This window comes from Nocardioides sp. S-1144 (assembly GCF_005954645.2).
GTDB classification, from domain to species: domain Bacteria; phylum Actinomycetota; class Actinomycetes; order Propionibacteriales; family Nocardioidaceae; genus Nocardioides; species Nocardioides dongxiaopingii.
Genome location: NZ_CP040695.2, coordinates 3,787,503 through 3,805,467, shown reverse-complemented (window position 1 = coordinate 3,805,467; position 17,965 = coordinate 3,787,503). Strand labels below are relative to the sequence as shown.

At 73.5% G+C, this 17,965-nt stretch carries 21 protein-coding genes and 2 tRNA genes; 17 read left to right on the top strand and 6 right to left on the bottom strand.

The features are described from left to right. Positions 1–50: 50 nt before the first annotated feature. Positions 51–123 (top strand) — tRNA-Glu (locus FE634_RS17980). Between the two features lie 35 nt (positions 124–158). Here the strand turns inward: FE634_RS17980 and FE634_RS17975 are convergent. After that, positions 159–413 (bottom strand): DUF3263 domain-containing protein, encoded by a 255-nt coding sequence (locus FE634_RS17975; RefSeq protein WP_262347477.1) that lies wholly within the window; start codon positions 411–413, stop codon positions 159–161. A gap of 229 nt (positions 414–642) precedes the next feature. On the opposite strand from FE634_RS17975, the gene FE634_RS17970 reads away from it, so the two are divergent. The 3 genes from FE634_RS17970 to FE634_RS17960 all read left to right on the top strand — a co-directional run bounded on the left by FE634_RS17970 (position 643) and on the right by FE634_RS17960 (position 1,923). Beyond that, positions 643–1,365 (top strand): GAF and ANTAR domain-containing protein, encoded by a 723-nt coding sequence (locus FE634_RS17970; RefSeq protein ID WP_138876674.1) that lies wholly within the window; start codon positions 643–645, stop codon positions 1,363–1,365. Positions 1,366–1,421: 56 nt separating this feature from the next. Further along, positions 1,422–1,495: transfer RNA gene (locus FE634_RS17965), tRNA-Asp, on the top strand. 71 nt (positions 1,496–1,566) lie between these two features. Beyond that, on the top strand, positions 1,567–1,923 hold the full coding sequence (locus tag FE634_RS17960) for a metallopeptidase family protein (RefSeq protein ID WP_212721679.1): 357 nt from the start codon (positions 1,567–1,569) through the stop codon (positions 1,921–1,923). A gap of 31 nt (positions 1,924–1,954) precedes the next feature. On the opposite strand, the gene FE634_RS17955 is transcribed toward FE634_RS17960, so the two are convergent. Genes FE634_RS17955 through FE634_RS17945 form a run of 3 tightly spaced genes read right to left on the bottom strand, consistent with a single transcriptional unit; the run spans position 1,955 to position 3,638 of the window. Beyond that, positions 1,955–2,290: a fluoride efflux transporter FluC gene (locus FE634_RS17955; RefSeq protein WP_138876673.1), complete on the bottom strand. Its 336-nt coding sequence runs from the start codon at positions 2,288–2,290 to the stop codon at positions 1,955–1,957. Further along, on the bottom strand, positions 2,287–2,697 hold the full coding sequence (locus FE634_RS17950) for a fluoride efflux transporter FluC (RefSeq protein ID WP_148240836.1): 411 nt from the start codon (positions 2,695–2,697) through the stop codon (positions 2,287–2,289). The genes FE634_RS17955 and FE634_RS17950 overlap by 4 nt, the downstream gene beginning before the upstream one ends. Continuing rightward, entirely contained in the window at positions 2,694–3,638 is a 945-nt protein-coding gene (locus FE634_RS17945; protein ID WP_137293741.1) for an ATP-binding protein, read from the bottom strand. Before FE634_RS17945 ends, FE634_RS17950 begins: the two co-directional genes overlap by 4 nt. 231 nt (positions 3,639–3,869) lie before the next feature. Between FE634_RS17945 and FE634_RS17940 the strand changes: the two genes are divergently transcribed. The 5 genes from FE634_RS17940 (at position 3,870) to FE634_RS17920 (ending at position 9,097) form a co-directional block, all read left to right on the top strand. After that, positions 3,870–5,363 carry an NAD(P)/FAD-dependent oxidoreductase gene (locus FE634_RS17940; RefSeq protein WP_137293740.1) on the top strand — a complete coding sequence of 498 codons (1,494 nt, stop codon included), beginning with the start codon at positions 3,870–3,872 and terminating at the stop codon, positions 5,361–5,363. A 48-nt stretch (positions 5,364–5,411) separates the two neighbouring features. Then, complete coding sequence (locus tag FE634_RS17935; RefSeq protein WP_138876672.1) at positions 5,412–5,999, top strand: GNAT family N-acetyltransferase; 588 nt, start codon at positions 5,412–5,414, stop codon at positions 5,997–5,999. Between the two features lie 75 nt (positions 6,000–6,074). Beyond that, positions 6,075–7,355, top strand: a complete 1,281-nt coding sequence (locus FE634_RS17930) for an acyl-CoA dehydrogenase family protein (RefSeq protein WP_262347476.1) — start codon at positions 6,075–6,077, stop codon at positions 7,353–7,355. Between the two features lie 108 nt (positions 7,356–7,463). Further along, complete coding sequence (locus FE634_RS17925; protein ID WP_138876671.1) at positions 7,464–8,117, top strand: helix-turn-helix transcriptional regulator; 654 nt, start codon at positions 7,464–7,466, stop codon at positions 8,115–8,117. A 101-nt stretch (positions 8,118–8,218) separates the two neighbouring features. Further along, the gene (locus tag FE634_RS17920; RefSeq protein WP_170981561.1) at positions 8,219–9,097 is read left to right on the top strand and encodes a DICT sensory domain-containing protein; all 879 of its coding nucleotides are present in this window, start codon (positions 8,219–8,221) and stop codon (positions 9,095–9,097) included. A 10-nt stretch (positions 9,098–9,107) separates the two neighbouring features. Here FE634_RS17920 and paaZ read toward each other — a convergent pair whose 3' ends face one another. Continuing rightward, positions 9,108–11,162, bottom strand: a complete 2,055-nt coding sequence (paaZ, locus tag FE634_RS17915) for a phenylacetic acid degradation bifunctional protein PaaZ (protein ID WP_148240835.1) — start codon at positions 11,160–11,162, stop codon at positions 9,108–9,110. A 91-nt stretch (positions 11,163–11,253) separates the two neighbouring features. Between paaZ and paaA the strand changes: the two genes are divergently transcribed. Genes paaA through paaK form a run of 7 tightly spaced genes read left to right on the top strand, consistent with a single transcriptional unit; the run spans position 11,254 to position 16,888 of the window. Beyond that, entirely contained in the window at positions 11,254–12,231 is a 978-nt protein-coding gene (paaA, locus tag FE634_RS17910) for a 1,2-phenylacetyl-CoA epoxidase subunit PaaA (protein ID WP_262347475.1), read from the top strand. Continuing rightward, a complete protein-coding gene (gene paaB / locus FE634_RS17905; RefSeq protein WP_425464714.1) occupies positions 12,228–12,599 on the top strand; it encodes a 1,2-phenylacetyl-CoA epoxidase subunit PaaB in 372 nt (123 codons plus the stop codon). Before paaA ends, paaB begins: the two co-directional genes overlap by 4 nt. Before the next feature lie 25 nt (positions 12,600–12,624). Then, a complete protein-coding gene (paaC, locus tag FE634_RS17900; protein ID WP_148240833.1) occupies positions 12,625–13,578 on the top strand; it encodes a 1,2-phenylacetyl-CoA epoxidase subunit PaaC in 954 nt (317 codons plus the stop codon). Further along, on the top strand, positions 13,575–14,057 hold the full coding sequence (gene paaD / locus FE634_RS17895) for a 1,2-phenylacetyl-CoA epoxidase subunit PaaD (RefSeq protein WP_222847612.1): 483 nt from the start codon (positions 13,575–13,577) through the stop codon (positions 14,055–14,057). The genes paaC and paaD overlap by 4 nt, the downstream gene beginning before the upstream one ends. After that, positions 14,057–15,151, top strand: a complete 1,095-nt coding sequence (paaE, locus tag FE634_RS17890) for a 1,2-phenylacetyl-CoA epoxidase subunit PaaE (RefSeq protein ID WP_138876667.1) — start codon at positions 14,057–14,059, stop codon at positions 15,149–15,151. Before paaD ends, paaE begins: the two co-directional genes overlap by 1 nt. After that, complete coding sequence (gene paaI, locus FE634_RS17885) at positions 15,144–15,578, top strand: hydroxyphenylacetyl-CoA thioesterase PaaI (protein WP_138876666.1); 435 nt, start codon at positions 15,144–15,146, stop codon at positions 15,576–15,578. The genes paaE and paaI overlap by 8 nt, the downstream gene beginning before the upstream one ends. 2 nt (positions 15,579–15,580) lie before the next feature. Then, positions 15,581–16,888, top strand: a complete 1,308-nt coding sequence (gene paaK, locus FE634_RS17880) for a phenylacetate--CoA ligase PaaK (RefSeq protein ID WP_138876665.1) — start codon at positions 15,581–15,583, stop codon at positions 16,886–16,888. A 34-nt stretch (positions 16,889–16,922) separates the two neighbouring features. On the opposite strand, the gene FE634_RS21395 is transcribed toward paaK, so the two are convergent. Next, the gene (locus FE634_RS21395) at positions 16,923–17,531 is read right to left on the bottom strand and encodes a TetR/AcrR family transcriptional regulator (protein WP_138876664.1); all 609 of its coding nucleotides are present in this window, start codon (positions 17,529–17,531) and stop codon (positions 16,923–16,925) included. A gap of 105 nt (positions 17,532–17,636) precedes the next feature. On the opposite strand from FE634_RS21395, the gene FE634_RS21390 reads away from it, so the two are divergent. Then, positions 17,637–17,792: a hypothetical protein gene (locus FE634_RS21390; protein WP_170981560.1), complete on the top strand. Its 156-nt coding sequence runs from the start codon at positions 17,637–17,639 to the stop codon at positions 17,790–17,792. The last annotated feature ends 173 nt before the right edge of the window (positions 17,793–17,965 follow it).

Genomic DNA, 17,965 nt, shown 5'->3' with positions numbered 1-17,965 from the left:
CACCTGTCCGCGCCGGCACCGGGGGGCCGTCTAGGATGGACGCCGTTCCGGCCCCCATCGTCTAGCGGCCCAGGACCCCGCCCTTTCACGGCGGTAGCACGGGTTCGAATCCCGTTGGGGGTACCCCGGTCGCGCGGCGCACGCCCCGCCGCACGTGCTCAGCGCGCGGGAGCGTGCTGACGCCGCCGCTCGTCGCGCTGACGCCTCAGCCGCCGCACCAGCAACGGGTAGGCGGCCAGCGCCTCGGGTCTCTCGATCAGCTCGCCGACCACCTGCTGGTAGGCGGTCGGGCTCAGCGAGAACAGCTCGCGCAGTGCTGCCTCCTTGGCGCCGAGGAGCTGCCACCAGGACTGCTCGAACTCCAGAACCTCGCGCTCGCGCGCCGACAACGTCGCCATCCCCACGTCCCCCACACCGGAGACGCTAGCCGCCGGCCTCGGCCCGCCACCCGCGAACGAGCCGGCGTCGCCCTTCCGGGTGACCCGTGGCGTGCGCCCCGGGTCCCGCCACGACCCCGGCCGCCTGGTGGCTCCGTGGGCTCCCGCACGATAGGTTCGCCCTGGCTCGAACAGCGGGCCGGTCGACGATCGCAGCCGACACGGACCCGTTCTCCGTCTGCCATCCCTGACAGCGGAGATCCCCATGGTCCCCAGCCCCGACACCCCCGCCGACCTCGCCGCCGTCGCGGAGTCCCTCAACGACAGCACCAGCGCCGTCGAGATGCTCCAGGCCATCGTCGCCGTCGCGCGTGACGCCCTCGAGGAGATCGACCACGTCGGGATCACCCTGCGCCCGCGCAAGGGACCGATGTCGACCGACGCCTCCACCGACGAGACCGTCCTCGCGCTCGACCAGATCCAGTACGACCTCGACGAGGGGCCGTGCGTCAGCGCCGCCCGGGGGCCCGGGACCGTCGTGGTCGCCGAGCACCTGCGCCACCACGGCGACTGGCACGAGTTCGTGCAGCGGGCGATCCCCCACGGCGTCCGCTCGGTCCTCGCGGTGCGGCTCTTCACCCACGACGGCACCGTCGGGGTCCTCAACATGTACTCGGTCACCAGCGACACCATCAGCGCCGAGACGCGCGACACCGCCGAGCTGTTCGCCACCCACGCCGCCTACGCCTGCGGCCACCGCCGCCAGGTCGACGACCTGCACCTGGCGCTGGAGACCCGCGAGCTCATCGGCAACGCCGTCGGCATCGTCATGGAGCGCTACGACCTCGACCGCGACCGCGCCTTCGAGTACCTCGTCCGCACCGCCTCGACCAGCGAGGTCAAGCTGAGGGTCCTCGCCGCCGAGCTCGTCGGAGGGGGCCCACGGTCGCGATCCGACCCCTCGATTGGGAGGCGGCGGCGAGTCTGAGTTACAGTTCCACCGCTCCACTCGTGGGAGCGACAGCAGCACCAGTAGTTCGAGATGGCCCCGTAGCGCAGTTGGTTAGCGCGCCGCCCTGTCACGGCGGAGGCCGCGGGTTCGAGTCCCGTCGGGGTCGCAGGAGAACGCCCCAGGTCCATGACCTGGGGCGTTCTGCTTTTTCCCCTCGGGCAGGATGGGCGCGTGCCGATGGAGATGGACCGCGACGCCTTCGAGGCCCTCGTCGACCGGGCCCTCGACGCGATCCCCGACGAGCTGGCCTCGCTGGTCCGCAACGTGGTGGTCCTGGTCGAGGACGAGCCGCCGGCCGACGAGCCGGCCGACCTGCTCGGCCTCTACGACGGGATCGCGCTGACCGAGCGCAACGACGTGATGATGGGCGGCCTGGAGCTGCCCGACCGGATCTTCGTGTTCCGCAACCCGCTGCTCGACTACTGCGACGACGAGGACCAGCTGACCGAGGAGGTCCGGATCACCGTCGTCCACGAGATCGCGCACCACTTCGGCATCGACGACGCCCGGTTGCACGACCTGGGCTACGCCTGACCCGTCCGCGTCAGCCGACCTGCTGGCCGACTCACCGGCCGACCCACTGGCCGACCCACCAGCCCAGGGCCGCCGCGCCGACCGACGCGACGATCGTCCCCGCGGCGTAGGCGGCGCCCCGCCGCCCGAGGCGCACCGTCTGCACCGCGAACGCCGAGTACGTCGTGAGCCCGCCGCAGAAGCCGACCCCCAGCAGGGCGTAGGTCCCACCGTCGACCGACGCGGCGACCAGGAGGCCCAGCACGAGGGAGCCGGCGACGTTCACCGCCAGGGTGCCCCAGGGGACGTCGTCGTCGAGCCGGGTCACGACCCAGAAGCGGAGCGGTGCCCCCACCGCCGCGCCCAGGGCGACCAGCAGGGCGCTCACGCGTCACCGCCCTCGGTCGCGGCCTCGGCGCGCGCGCCGGGGTCCGACCACCGCGTGGCCAGCACCACGACGGCGCAGCAGGCCACCAGGGTGGCCACGACGTACGCCACCGCGAGCCCGGCCCGGCCGTCGGCCAGCAGCGCCCGCGTCTCCTCCGCGTAGGCCGACAGGGTGGTGTAGCCGCCGAGCAGGCCGGGTCCCAGGGCCGCGGTCCAGGCGACCGAGCGGCGCACCGGGCCCAGGGCGGGCAGCAGGGCGAGCAGGAACGCGCCGGTGACGTTGATCGCGAACGTCGTCCAGGGGAAGCCGTCGTGGTGCGGGAACCACTCGCCGAGCGCGTACCGGAGCGTGGCCCCGAGCGCCCCACCGAGGGCGACGACCGGCAGCAGCCGGCCCGGCGGGCTCACGAGACGCTGGAGCGTCGCTGCTCGGACCCGGTGGACGTCGGGAACGCGGTCGGCTCGCCACCGTCGGCCTGGCGGACGAACTCACCGAGGAACCAGGTCTGGAAGGTGTGCTGCTCGGGTGTGCGTGCCAGCGAGAGCATCTTCTCCTCGCGGGCGAAGGCGTCGGTGAGGTCGAGCAGCTCGACGAAGCGCCGGACGCCGCGGGCCTCGGTGCGCCCCATCACGACCTCGAGGTCGGTGTGGGTCAGGCCCTCCTCCTGCGCCCGCCCGACCTCGTCGCGCATCGCGCCGAGGGTGAGCGGCCGACCGAGCTGGGCGAAGACGTCGGCGAGGTCCTTGGCCAGCGGGTAGTCGGCCTCGTGGGCCATCGCGAGCAGGCGCACCTCGCGGCGCAGCTCGCGGAAGTGGTTGTAGAAGGAGGCGTAGTCCCTGACCGGCACGTTGAGCAGGCGGAAGCGCATCGGGTCGGCGGGCTGGTCCCCGCCCTGCTGGCCGTTGCCGCCGACGAGGCCGGTGATGATGCCCTCGGCGCCGTCGTCCTCGGCGAACTCGGCGGCGGGCGCGCACCAGACGGTCTTGCCCTCGTCCTCGATGTCGGCGCCCCAGGCGTCGCTGGCCCGGGCGACGATGCTGAGCCCGCGGCCGAAGGTCAGCAGGTCGTCGAGGTCGTCGCCGGTGGGCGGGGCCGGCAGCGCCGGTGCCTCGGTGGAGCCGTCGCCCACCTCGATCCGCGGGTGCTCGCGGGTGCCCCGGACCCGGACCCGGATCGGCGGGGCGCCGTGCAGCAGCGCGTTGGTGACCAGCTCGGAGACCGCCATCTCGGCGCACTCGACGAGGTCGCTGCGGCCGATGTCGACGAACGTGGCGACGACCCATCGCCGCGCGTCCTGCACGCTGCGAGGACCGGCACCCAGCGAGAGTGCAGGCCGGTTCAGTGGCACGTCGGTGACTCCGGGTCAGGGGCGATGGGCAGACGGGTGGGTGCGCGACACGGGGAGGGACCGGATCTCGGCTCGCCTACCCGCCCGCGAACGGGCCAAACGTAGGAGGTTGAAATTACTTCCATCCTGCCGCTGTGACCGACCAGACTCGCCCGCAAGATGGTGGCGGGAAGGGGTCGTTCGGGACAATGGTTGTTCCTACGACACCCCACCACGATCACGGAGCCCTCCATGTCGAGCAGTGCGAGCAAGTCCCAGCCGACCGACCACGGTGGCGTCCACCGTGTGGTGGTCGTCGGATCCGGGTTCGGCGGCCTGTTCGGCACGAAGGCCCTCAAGCGCTCCGACGTCGACATCACGATGGTGGCCAAGACCACCCACCACCTCTTCCAGCCGCTGCTGTACCAGGTGGCCACCGGCATCCTGTCCGAGGGCGAGATCGCCCCGCCGACCCGCGAGATCCTCGCGCGGCAGAAGAACGCGCGGGTGCTGCTCGGCGAGGTCACCGGCATCGACCTCGACGACCGCACCGTCACCTCCCACGTGCTCGGACGCACGATCACGCTCGGCTACGACTCGCTGATCGTCGCCGCCGGCGCCGGGCAGTCCTACTTCGGCAACGACCGCTTCGCCGAGTTCGCCCCCGGCATGAAGAGCGTCGACGACGCCCTCGAGCTGCGCGGGCGGATCTTCGGCGCCTTCGAGATGGCCGAGCTCGGCGCGAGCCGCGGCGAGGACGTCGACCACCTGCTCACCTTCGTCGTCGTGGGCGCGGGCCCCACCGGCGTCGAGATGGCCGGCCAGATCGCCGAGCTCGCGCACCGCACGCTCAAGCGCGACTTCCGCTCGATCAACACCCGCACCGCCCGCGTGCTCCTCGTCGACGCCGCGCCCCAGGTGCTGCCGCCGTTCGGGCACAAGCTCGGCCTCTGGACCAAGGAGAAGCTCGAGAAGATGGGCGTGGAGGTGATGCTCGGCGCCATGGTGACCGACGTCTCCGAGCGCGGCCTCACGGTCAAGTTCAAGGACGGCCGCGAGGAGACGATCGCCGCGGTCACCAAGGTGTGGGCCGCCGGCGTCCAGGCCTCCCCGCTGGCCAAGGTCCTCTCCGAGCAGACCGGGACGCCGCTCGACCGGGCCGGCCGGATCGCGGTGAACCCCGACCTCACGCTCACCGGCTACCCCGAGGTCTTCGTCGTCGGCGACATGATCGCCCTCGACAACCTGCCGGGCGTCGCGCAGGTCGCGATCCAGGGCGCCAAGTACGCCGCCAAGGAGATCGACGGCCGCCTCAAGGGCAAGCCGTCGCAGGGCCCGTTCAAGTACTTCGACAAGGGCTCGATGGCCACGATCAGCCGGTTCAACGCCGTCGCGGCGATCGGCAAGGTGCGACTGACGGGCTTCATCGCCTGGCTGATGTGGCTGGCGGTCCACCTCGTCTACATCACCGGCTTCAAGAACCGGCTCTCCGCGGTGATGCACTGGTTCGTCTCCTTCCTGGGCCGCGGCCGCTCCGAGCGGACCTCGACCGAGCAGCAGATCTTCGCCCGCACCGCCCTGGCGCGGCTCGAGCGCGGCGCGGTCGACCTGGTCTCCCGGCCGGGGGAGTCCGAGGAGGTCCACCCGACCGAGACCCGCGAGCAGCTCGAGGCGCGGGCCCTCGAGGAGGTCCGCCTCACCGACGAGAGCAAGCGCGGCGTGAAGACGGCGGCCGGCCGGATCTGAGCCCGATAACCGGTTGAGGGCGCTCCTCGCGCCCTGGTGGGATCGGGCATGACCGCGCTCGCCCTGCCCGACGTCCGGCTGCGCACCACGTGGGCGGCGACGCTGGCCGAGTTCGCCGCGGCCGTGCCGGGGGCCGGGTACCCGCACGGCTCGGGCGTGCACCCCGGCCGCCCGCCGGCGCTCGACGGCGACGGGTGCGCGGCGTTCGTCGCCGAGGCCCGGTGCCACGCCGACCCGGCTGCCGCCCTGCCCGACGGCCGGGTGCACTGCACCTACTTCTGGGTCCTCGACGCCGAGCCGCAGCCCTGGGAGGCCGAGGACCCGATGGTGGGGTTCGTCGCCGTGCGGCACCGGCTCAACGACTTCCTGCTCGAGCTGGGTGGTCACATCGGCTACTCGGTGCGTCCCTCGCGCCGCGGCCGGGGGCACGCCGGCCGGGTCCTCGGGCTGGCGCTGGCGCACGCGCGCGGACTGGGTCTCGACCGCGCGCTGCTCACCTGCGACGTCGACAACGAGGCCTCGCGGCGCACGATCGAGCGGGCGGGCGGCGTCCGGGAGGACACCCGCCAGGACAAGCACCGCTACTGGGTCGACCTGGGGCCCGCCCCGGGGCGCGAGCCGCACCCAGTTCGCTGAACGATCGTTCGGATTTCTCGGGGGGCAGTGCCAGACTGGCCGACGTCCGGTCCACCCCCGTCCCCAGGAGCACCCATGACCTTCGGTCCGTCCGGCATGTACCCCGCCTACCCCGCCCCGAGCGACGCCGCCGTGCGCCACCACGAGGCGATGCTGGCGTTCATGCGCGAGGAGGTCTTCCCGGCCGAGGCGGCCTACGAGTCGTACCGGCACCAGGCCGGGGAGGGCGACCACACGGCTCCGCCGGTCATCGAGGACCTCAAGGCCAAGGCCCGCGAGCGTGGCCTGTGGAACCTGTTCCTGCCCTCGGAGAGCGGCCTGACGCAGCTGGAGTACGCGCCGATCGCCGAGCTGTCGGGGTGGAGCAACGAGCTCGCGCCGGAGGCGATCAACTGCCAGGCGCCCGACACGGGCAACATGGAGCTGCTGCACCTCATCGGCACCGAGGCCCAGCAGGCCGAGTGGCTCGCGCCGCTGCTGGCCGGCGAGATCCGGTCGGCGTTCGCGATGACCGAGCCGCGGGTGGCCTCCTCCGACGCCACCAACGTCGAGACGCGGATCGTGCGCGACGGCGACGAGTACGTCATCAACGGGCGCAAGTGGTGGATCTCCGGTGCCGCCGACCCGCGCTGCCGCGTGCTGATCGTGATGGGCAAGACCGACCCGGACGCCGAGACCCACCGCCAGCAGTCGATGGTGATCGTGCCCGTCGACACCCCCGGCGTCGACGTCCAGCGCTCGCTGCCGGTCTTCGGCCGGCAGGACCAGCACGGGCACTGCGAGGTCCAGCTGAGCGACGTCCGCGTGCCGGTGACCAACGTCCTCGGCGAGGAGGGTGGCGGGTTCGCCGCCGCGCAGGCGCGGCTCGGCCCGGGCCGGATCCACCACGTCATGCGCGCCCTGGGTGCCGGCGAGCGCGCGCTCGCGATGATGGTCTCCCGCGCCCAGGAGCGCCGCGCCTTCGGTGGCCCGCTCTCCGACCAGTCGGCGGTCCGCGAGCGGATCGCGGAGTCGCGCATCGAGCTGGAGCAGGCCCGGGCCCTGTGCCACCACGCGGCCTTCGTCGTCGACAGCGAGGGCAACAAGGCCGCCCGACACCTCATCGCGGCGGCCAAGGTCGCGGTGCCCCGCGCGGTGACGTCGGTCGTCGACCGGGCCATCCAGCTGCACGGCGGTGCCGGCGTGACCGACTCGACGCCGCTGGCGATGATGTACGGCTGGCACCGGGCGATGCGGATCTTCGACGGCCCCGACGAGGCGCACCTGACGACGCTCGCGCGCGCCGAGCTCGGGCGCGAGCCGCTCTTCGACCTGCCGCCGTCGATCTTCGACCAGTCGCGCACCGTCGAGCAGTGAACCTCGACACCGTGTTGAAGTCTCACCCGGGTGGGTGAAGGATCTAGACAGGACGTTGCAGTTTGCCCTAGATTCTTAGACATCCCGTTTAGGTCTTTGGAGGCTCCCATGAACGCATCGCCCCTGCGCATCACGCTCGTCGACGAGTCGGACCTCGCCACGGCCGGGCTGCGGACCATCCTCGAGCCGTACGCCGACCGGGTGGCCCTGGTCGACAACCGCGAGGCCCTCGCCGCGCCCGAGGCGATCGACGTCGTGCTCTACGAGCCCGTCGGGCAGACCAGCATGTCGCGCGCCCTGCTGCGCGACCTCCAGGCGATGAGCCGGGCCCAGGCGGCGGTGTTCAGCTGGGCGGGCCCGGAGGCGGTCTCGTCGGCCACCCCTAACCCGCACCTGCCCAAGACCCTGTCGGCGGCCCAGATCGTCCGCTCGGTCGAGCGCCTCGCCGCTGGCCGCTTCGAGCCCATCACCATCCCCGCCCCGCAGGTCGAGGTGGTGGCCCCCGCGGCGTCGACCCCGGAGCGCCGGACCACCGAGGACGACGGCGGGCTGACGGCCCGCGAGCGGGAGATCGTGGGCCACATCGTCTCCGGGCTCAGCAACCGCGAGATCGGCGACGCCCTCTCGCTCAGCATCAACTCGGTCAAGACCTACATCCGCAGCGCCTACCGCAAGATGGGCGTCGAGCGGCGCACGCAGGCCGTCCTGTGGGGCCTCTCCCGTGGTCTCGGCTCGGACCCGACGCCCGCGCTCGTGGGCTGACGTGGACACGACGCACGCCCGTCCTCCACACTCTCCTCCACAAGCTGTGGAGATCTCGGGTCGAGGAGGTGGACGGGGTGTCGAACTCCGCCCGGGCGCCCGTGTCTGACGACGCGTCGCTGAGCATCGGCGACCTGGCCGAGCGCACCGGCGTGAGTGCCGCGACGCTGCGGGTGTGGGAGAGCCGGCACGGTTTCCCGGTGCCGCACCGCCGCGCGAGCGGGCACCGGCGCTACGACGCCCAGCACGTGGCCACCGTCCGCGACGTGGTCCGGCGGCGCGAGGAGGGGATCCGGCTCGACGTCGCCATCCGCCTGGCCCGGGCCGCGACGCACGACGTCCCGGAGCCGGCGGCCGGTCCGCCCGGCAACGGCTCGGTCTACGCGCGGCTGCGCCAGACGCACCCGGGGCTGATGCCCCAACGGCTGCGCAAGTCGACGCTGCTCGGTCTCTCCTGGGCGATCGAGGACGAGTTCTGCTCGCACTCGCAGCGGGCCCACGTCTTCGGTGCCTTCCAGAAGGAGAAGCACTACCGCGCGGCGCAGACACGGTGGTCGGACCTGGCCCGCACCAACACCTCGACGCACGTCTTCGCCGACTTCCCCGACGGCGACCCCGGTGGGTCGCCGATCGTGGCGGTGCCGCTGGCGCCGCACCACCCGATGGTCCGGGAGTGGGCCGTGGTCTGCGACGGGGAGGACCTGCCCGTCGCGCTGACCGCGTGGGAGCTGCCCGGCCAGGGCGACGTCCGTGACGGCGACCGGGTCTTCGAGTCGGTGTGGACCGTCGACCCGACCGCCGTGCGCGAGGCCAGCCGGGTCTGCGCCCGGGTGGCCGCCGAGGCCGGCGTCCCCGGGGCCGGCGCGCTGACCACCGAGCTCGCCGGGCCGCGGAGCACCGCCGCCGCCGACGTCACCCAGATGACGTCGCTGTTCAACCGCGTCGTCGCCTACGTCGACGGCACGCCGCAGGGGCGGTGACCCCGACCGGTCAGGCCGGCGTCGGGGGCCACTCCTTGGCGACCAGCGTCAGGACGTCGTAGGTCGCGACCGGTTCGCCGCCCGCGTTGGCCACCACGGCGTCCCAGCGCACCTCGCCGTAGTCGGCGTTGGTGCGCGGCGTGATCTGCTTGACGGTGAGGGTGACCGCGATGGTGTCGTCGGCCTTCACCGGGGTCAGGAAGCGGAGGCTGTCGACGCCGAAGTTGGCCAGCACCGGTCCCGGGTCGGGGTCGACGAACAGCCCGGCGGCCAGCGACACCACGAGGTAGCCGTGGGCCACGATGCCACCGAACAGCGGGTTCGCGGCCGCGGCCTCGGGGTCGGTGTGGGCGTAGAACGTGTCGCCGGTGAACTCGGCGAAGTGGTCGATGTCGGCGAGGGTGACCCGGCGCGGCGCGGAGGCGATCGCGTCGCCCACGCGGAGGTCGGCGAGGCTCTTGCGGAACGGGTGGACGTCGCCGACCGCGCGCCGGGAGCCGGTGGTCCAGCGGCCCGTGATCGCGGTGAGCATCTCGGGGGAGGCCTGGACGGCGGTGCGCTGCATGTGGTGCAGCACGCCGCGGATGCCGCCGAGCTCCTCGCCGCCGCCGGCCCGGCCCGGGCCGCCGTGCACGAGGGCCGGCAGCGGCGAGCCGTGCCCGCCCGCCGCGGCCGCCTCGGCGGCGTCGTCGCGGTCGAGCACCAGCACGCGGCCGTGCCACGGGGCCAGGCCCAGGACGACGGAGCGGGCGACCGCGGGGTCGCGGGTGACGACGGAGGCGACCAGGCTGCCCCGGCCGCGCGCGGCCAGCCGGACGGCGTCCGCGACGCCGTCGTAGGCCACCACCGTGCTCACCGGGCCGAACGGCTCGACGTCGTGCGGCTCGACCGCGCCGTCGGCGGCCCGCAGCAGCGCGGGGGAGAGGAACGCGCCCCGCTCCGCGTCCGCGTCGACGACGTCGACGTGGTCGGGGTCGCCGAAGACGATCTCCGAGGAGGCCCGCAGCGACTGGATGGCCTTGCGCACCTCCTCGCGCTGCTCGAGGCTGACCAGCGCCCCCATCCGGACGGCGTCGGAGCGGGGGTCGCCCACCACCACCGTGGCCAGCCGGGCCGCGATCGCCTCGGTCACCGTGGCGGCCAGCGCCCGGGGCACCAGGACCCGCCGGATCGCCGTGCACTTCTGGCCGGCCTTGACGGTCATCTCCGCGACGACGGACCGGACGAACAGGTCGAGCTCGGGGTCCTCCTCGGTGACGTCGGGGCCGAGGATCGAGCAGTTCAGCGAGTCGGCCTCCACGGTCAGCTCGACGCCGCCGTGCAGGACGCTGGGGTGGTTGCGCAGCAGGCCGGCGGTGTGGGCCGAGCCGGTGAAGGCGACCCGGTCCTGGACGCCGAGCTCGTCGAGCAGGCCGGCGGGGCTGCCGGCCAGCAGCTGGAGCGTGCCGTCGGGGAGCAGGCCGGACTCGATCGTGCGGCGGACGACGAGCTCGGTGAGGTAGGCCGTCTGCGCGGCCGGCTTGACGATCGTCGGGGCGCCGGCGAGGAACGCCGGGGCGAGCTTCTCCAGGAAGCCCCAGACCGGGAAGTTGAACGCGTTGACTTGCACCGCCACGCCGGGCCGGCTGGTCCAGACGTGCTGGCCGAGGAAGGTGCCCTCGCGGCCGAGGCGCTCGAGGCCGCCGTCGAGGTGGATGGTGTCGTTCGGCAGCTCGCGGGTCGCCTTGCTGGCGATCGAGAAGACCGTGCCGATGCCGCCGTCGATGTCGACGGCGGAGTCGCGGCGGGTCGCGCCGGTGCGGAACGACAGCTCGTGGAGCTCGTCCTTGAGACCGGTGAGGTGCTTGGCCACCGCCTTGAGCAGCCCGGCCCGCTCGTGGAAGGTGAGCTCGGCCAGTGCCGGTGCGCCGACCGTGCGGGCGTGCGCGACCATCGCGCCGAGGTCGAGGCCGGTCGAGCTGATCCGGGCGACCTCCTCGCCGGTGACCGCGTCGAGGACCGGCCGGCCCTCGTCGGTGGCGGCGTACCAGCGCCCGGCGCTGTAGCTCTCGAGCAGTGCGGTCACGAGGTGACTCCGTCCCTTGCGTGGTCGGTGGATGCGTGTCAAGGTATTACAGACCGTACGGTCAGTAAAGCCCGCCGGAGAAGGAGCGCTCGTGACCACGACCGACACCGAGGTCGACCTGCCCGACCTGGTCGACCTGGAGGCGCAGTTCGAGGCCACGATCGCCCGCAGCGACCGCATCGAGCCGCGCGACTGGATGCCGGACGCCTACCGCAAGACCCTGGTGCGCCAGGTGGCCCAGCACGCCCACTCCGAGATCATCGGGATGCAGCCGGAGGGCGCGTGGATCACCCGCGCGCCGTCGCTGCGCCGCAAGGCCATCCTGCTGGCCAAGGTGCAGGACGAGGCGGGGCACGGGCTGTACCTCTACTCCGCGGCTGAGACGCTCGGCGTCTCCCGCCAGGAGCTGACCGAGCTGCTCGTCGAGGGCCGGCAGAAGTACTCCTCGATCTTCAACTACCCGACGCTGTCCTACGCCGACGTCGGCACCATCGGCTGGCTCGTCGACGGCGCCGCCATCTGCAACCAGGTGCCGCTGTGCCGCACGTCCTACGGGCCCTACGGCCGGGCGATGATCCGGATCTGCAAGGAGGAGTCGTTCCACCAGCGCCAGGGCTACGAGCTGCTCAGCACGATGATGCGCGGCACCGACGAGCAGCGGGCGATGGTGCAGGAGTCGGTCGACCGGTTCTGGTGGCCGGCGCTGATGATGTTCGGACCGCCCGACGCCGACTCCCCGAACACCGCGCAGTCGATGGCGTGGGGCGTGAAGCGCAACACCAACGACGACCTGCGCCAGCGCTTCGTCGACATGAGCGTGCCGCAGGCCGAGGCGCTCGGGGTCACCTTCCCCGACCCCGCGCTGCGCTGGAACGCCGAGCGCGGCCACCACGACTTCGGCGAGCCCGACTGGGACGAGTTCGTGCAGGTCGTCCGGGGCAACGGGCCGTGCAACACCCAGCGGCTCGCCCACCGGCGCCGCGCGCACGAGGACGGCGCCTGGGTGCGCGAGGCCGCGACGGCCTTCGCCGACCGCCGGCGCCCCGCGGGCGCGGAGGTCCCCGCGTGAGCGGCGGGCAGGACCTCACGGCCGAGGGCGGCCACGGCGCCGTCCCGCTCGCCGGCGTCCCGGTGGCGAAGAAGGAGCACAGCGCCGAGCGCGAGTGGCCGCTCTACGAGGTCTTCGTCCGCGGCAAGCGCGGCCTCAACCACGTGCACGTCGGCTCGCTGCACGCCGCCGACGACGAGATGGCCGTCCGGCACGCCCGCGACGTCTACACGCGGCGCAACGAGGGGGTCTCGATCTGGGTGGTGCGCGCCGACGCGGTCACCGCGTCGAGCCCCGACGAGAAGGACCCGCTGTTCGCGCCGAGCGGCGACAAGGTCTACCGCCACCCGACCTTCTACGCCATCCCCGACGACGTCCCGCACATGTGAGCCACCCCCGGACGAACGGACTCCCGTGAACCACTCCTCACCCGACCCCGGCCACCAGCAGGGGAGCGCCTACGACGGCCTGCTCGAGCACCACGACGTCGCCGGCGACGCCTCGCAGTGGGCCTTCGGCACCGACTTCGAGGACCCGCTCGCGGGCGTCGACACGACCGTGCCCGACGACGTCGACCCGGCCGCGCTCGCGACGTACTGCCTGATGCTCGGCGACGACGCCCTGGTGATGTCGCACCGGCTCGGCGAGTGGTGCAGCCGCGCGCCCGACCTCGAGGAGGACATCGCGCTGGCCAACACCGCGCTCGACCTCCTCGGCCAGGCCCGGCTGCTCCTCGCGCGGGCCGCGGCCGCCGACGCGTCGGTGGTGCCGGTGCTCCCCGCGGGGTCACCGGTGCCGGCCGAGGACGCCCTCGCCTTCTTCCGCGGTCCCGGCGACTACCGCAACGTGCGGCTGGTGGAGGTGCCGAACGGCGACTTCGCGCACACGGTCGTGCGGCTGCTGCTGTTCGCGACGGTCCGCCTCGCGCTCCTGACCCGGCTCTCCGGGAGCCGCGACCCGGTGCTGTCGGCGATCGCGGTCAAGGGCGTCAAGGAGCTCACCTACCACCGCGACTACGCCGGACGCTGGTTCCTCACCCTCGCGCAGGGCACCGAGGAGTCGCGGCGCCGGCTGCTCACCGCGCTCGACGAGGTCTGGCCGCTCCACCCCGAGCTGCTCGCGACCCACCCGGTCGAGGCCGCCGTCGCCGCGGTCGGCGTCGGCGTCGACCCGGCCGAGGTGCGCGAGGAGGTCGACGCCGTCCTCGCGCAGGTGCTGACCGCCAGCGACGTCGAGCGTCCCGAGCGCGGCGCGCTCGCCGGCGTCCGGGGTCGCACCGGGCGGCACGGGCTGCACACCGAGGCCCTGTCGTTGCTGCTCGCCGAGATGCAGGTGGTCGCCCGCGAGCACCCCGTGGGCCAGTGGTGAGGGCGGCGGCGATCGCGGCCGAGGTCCGCGACCCGGAGATGCCGATGCTCACGCTGGCCGACCTCGGCGTGCTGCGCGGCGTCGAGGAGCGGGGTCGCACGGTGGTGGTGACCATCACCCCGACCTACTCCGGGTGCCCCGCGATGGCGACGATGCGCGACGACCTCGTCCACCGGCTGGCCGACGCCGGGTACGCCGCCCGCGTGGAGGTGTCCCTGACCCCGGCCTGGTCCAGCGACTGGATCACCGAGCGCGGCCGCCAGGCGCTGCGCGACCACGGCCTCTCGGCACCGGGACCGGCGCCCAGGCGCGCCGGCCCGATCCCGCTCACGCTGCTGCCGACCGCCCGCGCCGTGACCTGTCCTCGCTGCGGGTCGGTGCGCACCGAGCTCACCTCCGAGTACGGCGCCACCGCCTGCAAGGCGCTCTACCGCTGCGCCGGGTGCCTGGAGCCGTTCGAGCACGTCAAGGAGATCTGATGACCGTCCTCCCCGCGCCGCCGACCGCCCGGTCCTCCCGGTCGGCGCCGTTCCACACGCTGAGGGTGGCGGCGGTCGAGCCCCTGTGCGACGACGCCGCGGCCGTGACCTTCGACGTCCCGGGCGACCTCGCCGACGCCTACGCCTTCGCGCCCGGGCAGTCCCTGACCCTGCGACGCACGGTCGGCGGCCGCGAGGAGCGCCGGTCCTACTCGATCTGCGCCCCGGCGGGGGCCCTGCCCCGCATCGGCGTCCGGGAGATCCCGGACGGCCTCTTCTCGCGGTGGCTGGTGCGCGACGTCCGCCCGGGCGACGAGGTCGAGGTCCAGGTGCCGACCGGAACCTTCACCGCCGACCCGCGCTCGGGCGGCCGGCACCTGTGCGTCGCGGCGGGCTCAGGCATCACCCCGATGCTGTCGATCGCCAGCTCGCTGCTGGCCCAGGGCGACGCCGAGGTCGCGCTGCTCTACGGCAACCGCACGAGCGCGTCGGTGATGTTCGCCGAGGAGCTCGGCGACCTCAAGAACGAGCACGGCCCGCGGCTGCAGGTGGTGCACGTGCTGTCGCGGGAGCCCCGCGACGCCGAGCTCTTCTCCGGACGGCTCGACGGCGACCGGCTCCGCCGGATCCTGCAGGTGCTGCTGCCGGTCGACCGCTTCGACGACGTCTGGCTCTGCGGCCCGTTCGCGATGATCACCGAGGCCCGCGCCGTGCTCGCCGAGCTCGGCGTCCCCGCCGACCGGGTGCACGCCGAGCTCTTCTACGTCGACGAGCCGCCGCCGGAGCTCCGCCGCGAGACGGCGGTGCACGACGGCGCCACCACCGAGGTGACCGTCGTGCTCGACGGGCTCTCGGCCACCGTCGCGATGCCCCAGGACCAGACGGTGCTCGACGCCGCCCAGGCCTCCCGCGCCGACCTGCCCTTCGCCTGCAAGGGCGGCGTGTGCGGCACGTGCCGGGCCAGGGTCACCGACGGCGAGGTCGACATGCGCCGCAACTACGCGCTGGAGGCCGCCGAGGTCGAGGCCGGGTTCGTGCTGACCTGCCAGTCCTACCCCGTCGGCGACCGCGTCACGGTCGACTTCGATGCCTGAGATCGCGGGGCCCGACCCGCTCGACACGGCGCGGGCGATGTGGGCCGGCGACCCGGCGTCCCGAGCCCTGGGGATGGAGCTGCTCGACCTCGGCGAGGGACGGGCCGAGGTGGCGATGACGGTGCGCGCCGACATGGTCAACGGCTACGCGCTGGCGCACGGCGGCCTCGTGGCCACCCTGGCCGACAGCGCCTTCGCGCTGGCCTGCAACTCCCGCGGCCGGACGACGGTGGCGTCGGGCTTCGACATCACCTTCCTCGAGGCCGGCCGGCTCGGCGACCGGCTCGTGGCCCGGGCGCGCGAGACCGCGCTGCGGGGCCGGTCCGGCCTCTACGACGTCACGGTGCGCCGGGACTCCGACGGCGTGCCGATCGCCGAGATGCGAGGACGCAGCCGCGCCCTGGCAACCGCTCGCGGACAGGAGTGACCATGGAGGACCTGAGCCCCCGCCCCGGCGACCTCGAGGCGATCGAGACCGCGTCGGTCGACGAACTGAGGGCGCTGCAGACCGAGCGGCTGCTCCGGACGGTGCGGCACGCCTACGACAACGTGCCCCACTACCGCGCGTCCTTCGACGCCGCCGGCGTCCACCCCGACGACGTGCGGGAGCTGGGCCACCTGGCGCGGCTGCCGTTCACGGCCAAGGCCGACCTGCGCGACAACTACCCGTTCGGGATGTTCGCCGTGCCGCGCGAGCAGGTCGTGCGGCTGCACGCGTCGTCCGGGACGACGGGCAAGCCGACCGTCGTCGGCTACACCCGCGCCGACGTCGACATGTGGGCCGACGTGGTCGCGCGCAGCATCCGCGCCGCCGGCGGCCGCGCCGGGCACGTGCTGCACAACGCCTACGGGTACGGGCTGTTCACCGGCGGCCTGGGCGCGCACTACGGCGCCGAGCGGCTCGGCTGCACCGTCGTCCCCGTCTCCGGCGGGATGACCGAGCGGCAGGTCCAGCTGATCCAGGACTTCCGGCCCGACCTGATCATGGTGACCCCGTCGTACATGCTCTCGGTCGTCGACGAGATGGAGCGGCAGGGGATCGACCCGCGCTCGACGTCGCTCAAGGTCGGCATCTTCGGGGCCGAGCCGTGGACCAACGACATGCGACGCGAGATGGAGGAGCGCCTCGACATGCACGCGGTCGACATCTACGGCCTGTCGGAGGTGATCGGGCCCGGCGTCGCCAGCGAGTGCGTCGAGTCCAAGGACGGGCTGCACGTCTGGGAGGACCACTTCTACCCCGAGGTCGTCGACCCGGTCACCGGCGAGGTGCTGCCCGACGGGGAGGAGGGCGAGCTGGTCCTCACCTCGCTCACCAAGCAGGCGATGCCGGTGATCCGCTACCGCACCCGCGACCTCACCCGGCTGCTGCCGGGCACCGCGCGCACGATGCGCCGGATGGAGAAGATCACCGGCCGCACCGACGACATGATCATCCTGCGCGGGGTCAACCTGTTCCCCACCCAGATCGAGGAGCTGATCCTGCGCACGCCCGAGCTGTCGCCGCACTTCCAGTGCGTGCTGGACCGTGAGGGGAACCTCGACAGCCTCACCGTGCTCGTCGAGCGGCGCGAGCACGCGGCTCCCGGGGCGGCGGCGGAGGCCGGCGTCCGGCTGAAGGGGCTGGTCAAGGCCTCGATCGGGGTGAGCGTCGCCGTCGACGTCGTGGAGCCGGACTCCGTCGAGCGCTCGCTCGGCAAGATGCGGCGGATCGTCGACCGGCGGCCGCGGCGCTGAGCCGGGCGGCCGGGGTCAGCCGGGGGCGGCCGGGTCAGTCGGGGGCGGCGTCCAGGCCCTCGAAGGCGATCGCCGCGACGGCCGCGGCGACCTCGTCGGTCGGCACCGGGCCGCTGGCGCGGTACCACTCGACGAGCGAGTTCACCATGCCGAAGATCAGCCGGCTGACGAGGTCGGGGTCGAGGTCGCGGCGCAGCGCGCCCTCCTCGGTGGCCTGCCGGACCAGCGCCGCGAGCTGGGTGTCGATCGCGCGGCGTCGGCGCAGCGCCGTGCGCTCGGTCTCGCTGTTGCCGTGCACCCGCAGCAGCAGGGTCACCGCCGACTGGTGCTCCACGAGCACCTCCACGCTGCGCCGCACGACGCCGCGGAGCCGGTCGTAGGCGGAGCCGCCGGCCGCCGTCGCCTCCGCCACGGTCGCCTCGAGCTCGTCGAGGGCGAGGTCGAGGGCCTCGGAGAGCAGCTGGTCCTTGGTGGCGACGTGGTGGTAGATCGCCGACTTGGTGAGGTTCAGCGACTCGGCGATGTCGCCGATGCTGGTGCCGTCGTAGCCCTGGCGGTTGAACAGCTCGATCGCCGCCGCCAGCACCGCCGCCCGGTCGTGTCCCGGTCGCCCGCGACGGGTTCTCGAGACCGCTTCCCTCACGGTCGAACCCTCGCACACGACCCGTCGAGGACCCAGGCGGGCGCTCGTCGGGAGGGGCCGCGCGACGAACGGGACCCCGTCGTCGCGCGGTGCTATGGTCCGGCCATGGCCCCCACCTCCTCCGCACGGCAGTCGACGGCAGAGCCGTCGCACGTGCCCTCGGGTGCCGCCCTCCTCGCCATCGAGCTGAGCGAGATCGCCCGCGGCATCCGCGGGCTCGACGTGCTGCGCCGCAGCGTCGACCGCGCCCCGCCCGCCTGACCCGGTCACCCGACCGCGCTCCGGAGCGCCTCGCCGCACCGGCCGCAGCCTGACCTGCCCGCCACCCCGCGACGTCGACCACGACGCCCGGGTGGTGTGTCCGGTCGTCGGTGACCACCCCCGGCGCGACCCCGTCGCGCTGACCCGCGCTGACCCGCGCTGACCCGCGCTGA

Excerpts from the sequence above, each read along its gene's own strand:
- FE634_RS17970 (WP_138876674.1), top strand. The coding sequence starts at position 643 with ATGGTCCCCAGCCCCGACACCCCCGCCGACCTCGCCGCCGTCGCGGAG.
- paaK (WP_138876665.1), top strand. The coding sequence starts at position 15,581 with ATGGAGGACCTGAGCCCCCGCCCCGGCGACCTCGAGGCGATCGAGACC.
- FE634_RS17930 (WP_262347476.1), top strand. The coding sequence starts at position 6,075 with ATGACCTTCGGTCCGTCCGGCATGTACCCCGCCTACCCCGCCCCGAGC.
- FE634_RS17925 (WP_138876671.1), top strand. The coding sequence starts at position 7,464 with ATGAACGCATCGCCCCTGCGCATCACGCTCGTCGACGAGTCGGACCTC.
- FE634_RS17960 (WP_212721679.1), top strand. The coding sequence starts at position 1,567 with ATGGAGATGGACCGCGACGCCTTCGAGGCCCTCGTCGACCGGGCCCTC.
- FE634_RS17940 (WP_137293740.1), top strand. The coding sequence starts at position 3,870 with ATGTCGAGCAGTGCGAGCAAGTCCCAGCCGACCGACCACGGTGGCGTC.
- paaI (WP_138876666.1), top strand. The coding sequence starts at position 15,144 with ATGCCTGAGATCGCGGGGCCCGACCCGCTCGACACGGCGCGGGCGATG.
- paaE (WP_138876667.1), top strand. The coding sequence starts at position 14,057 with ATGACCGTCCTCCCCGCGCCGCCGACCGCCCGGTCCTCCCGGTCGGCG.
- FE634_RS17935 (WP_138876672.1), top strand. The coding sequence starts at position 5,412 with ATGACCGCGCTCGCCCTGCCCGACGTCCGGCTGCGCACCACGTGGGCG.
- FE634_RS21390 (WP_170981560.1), top strand. The coding sequence starts at position 17,637 with ATGGCCCCCACCTCCTCCGCACGGCAGTCGACGGCAGAGCCGTCGCAC.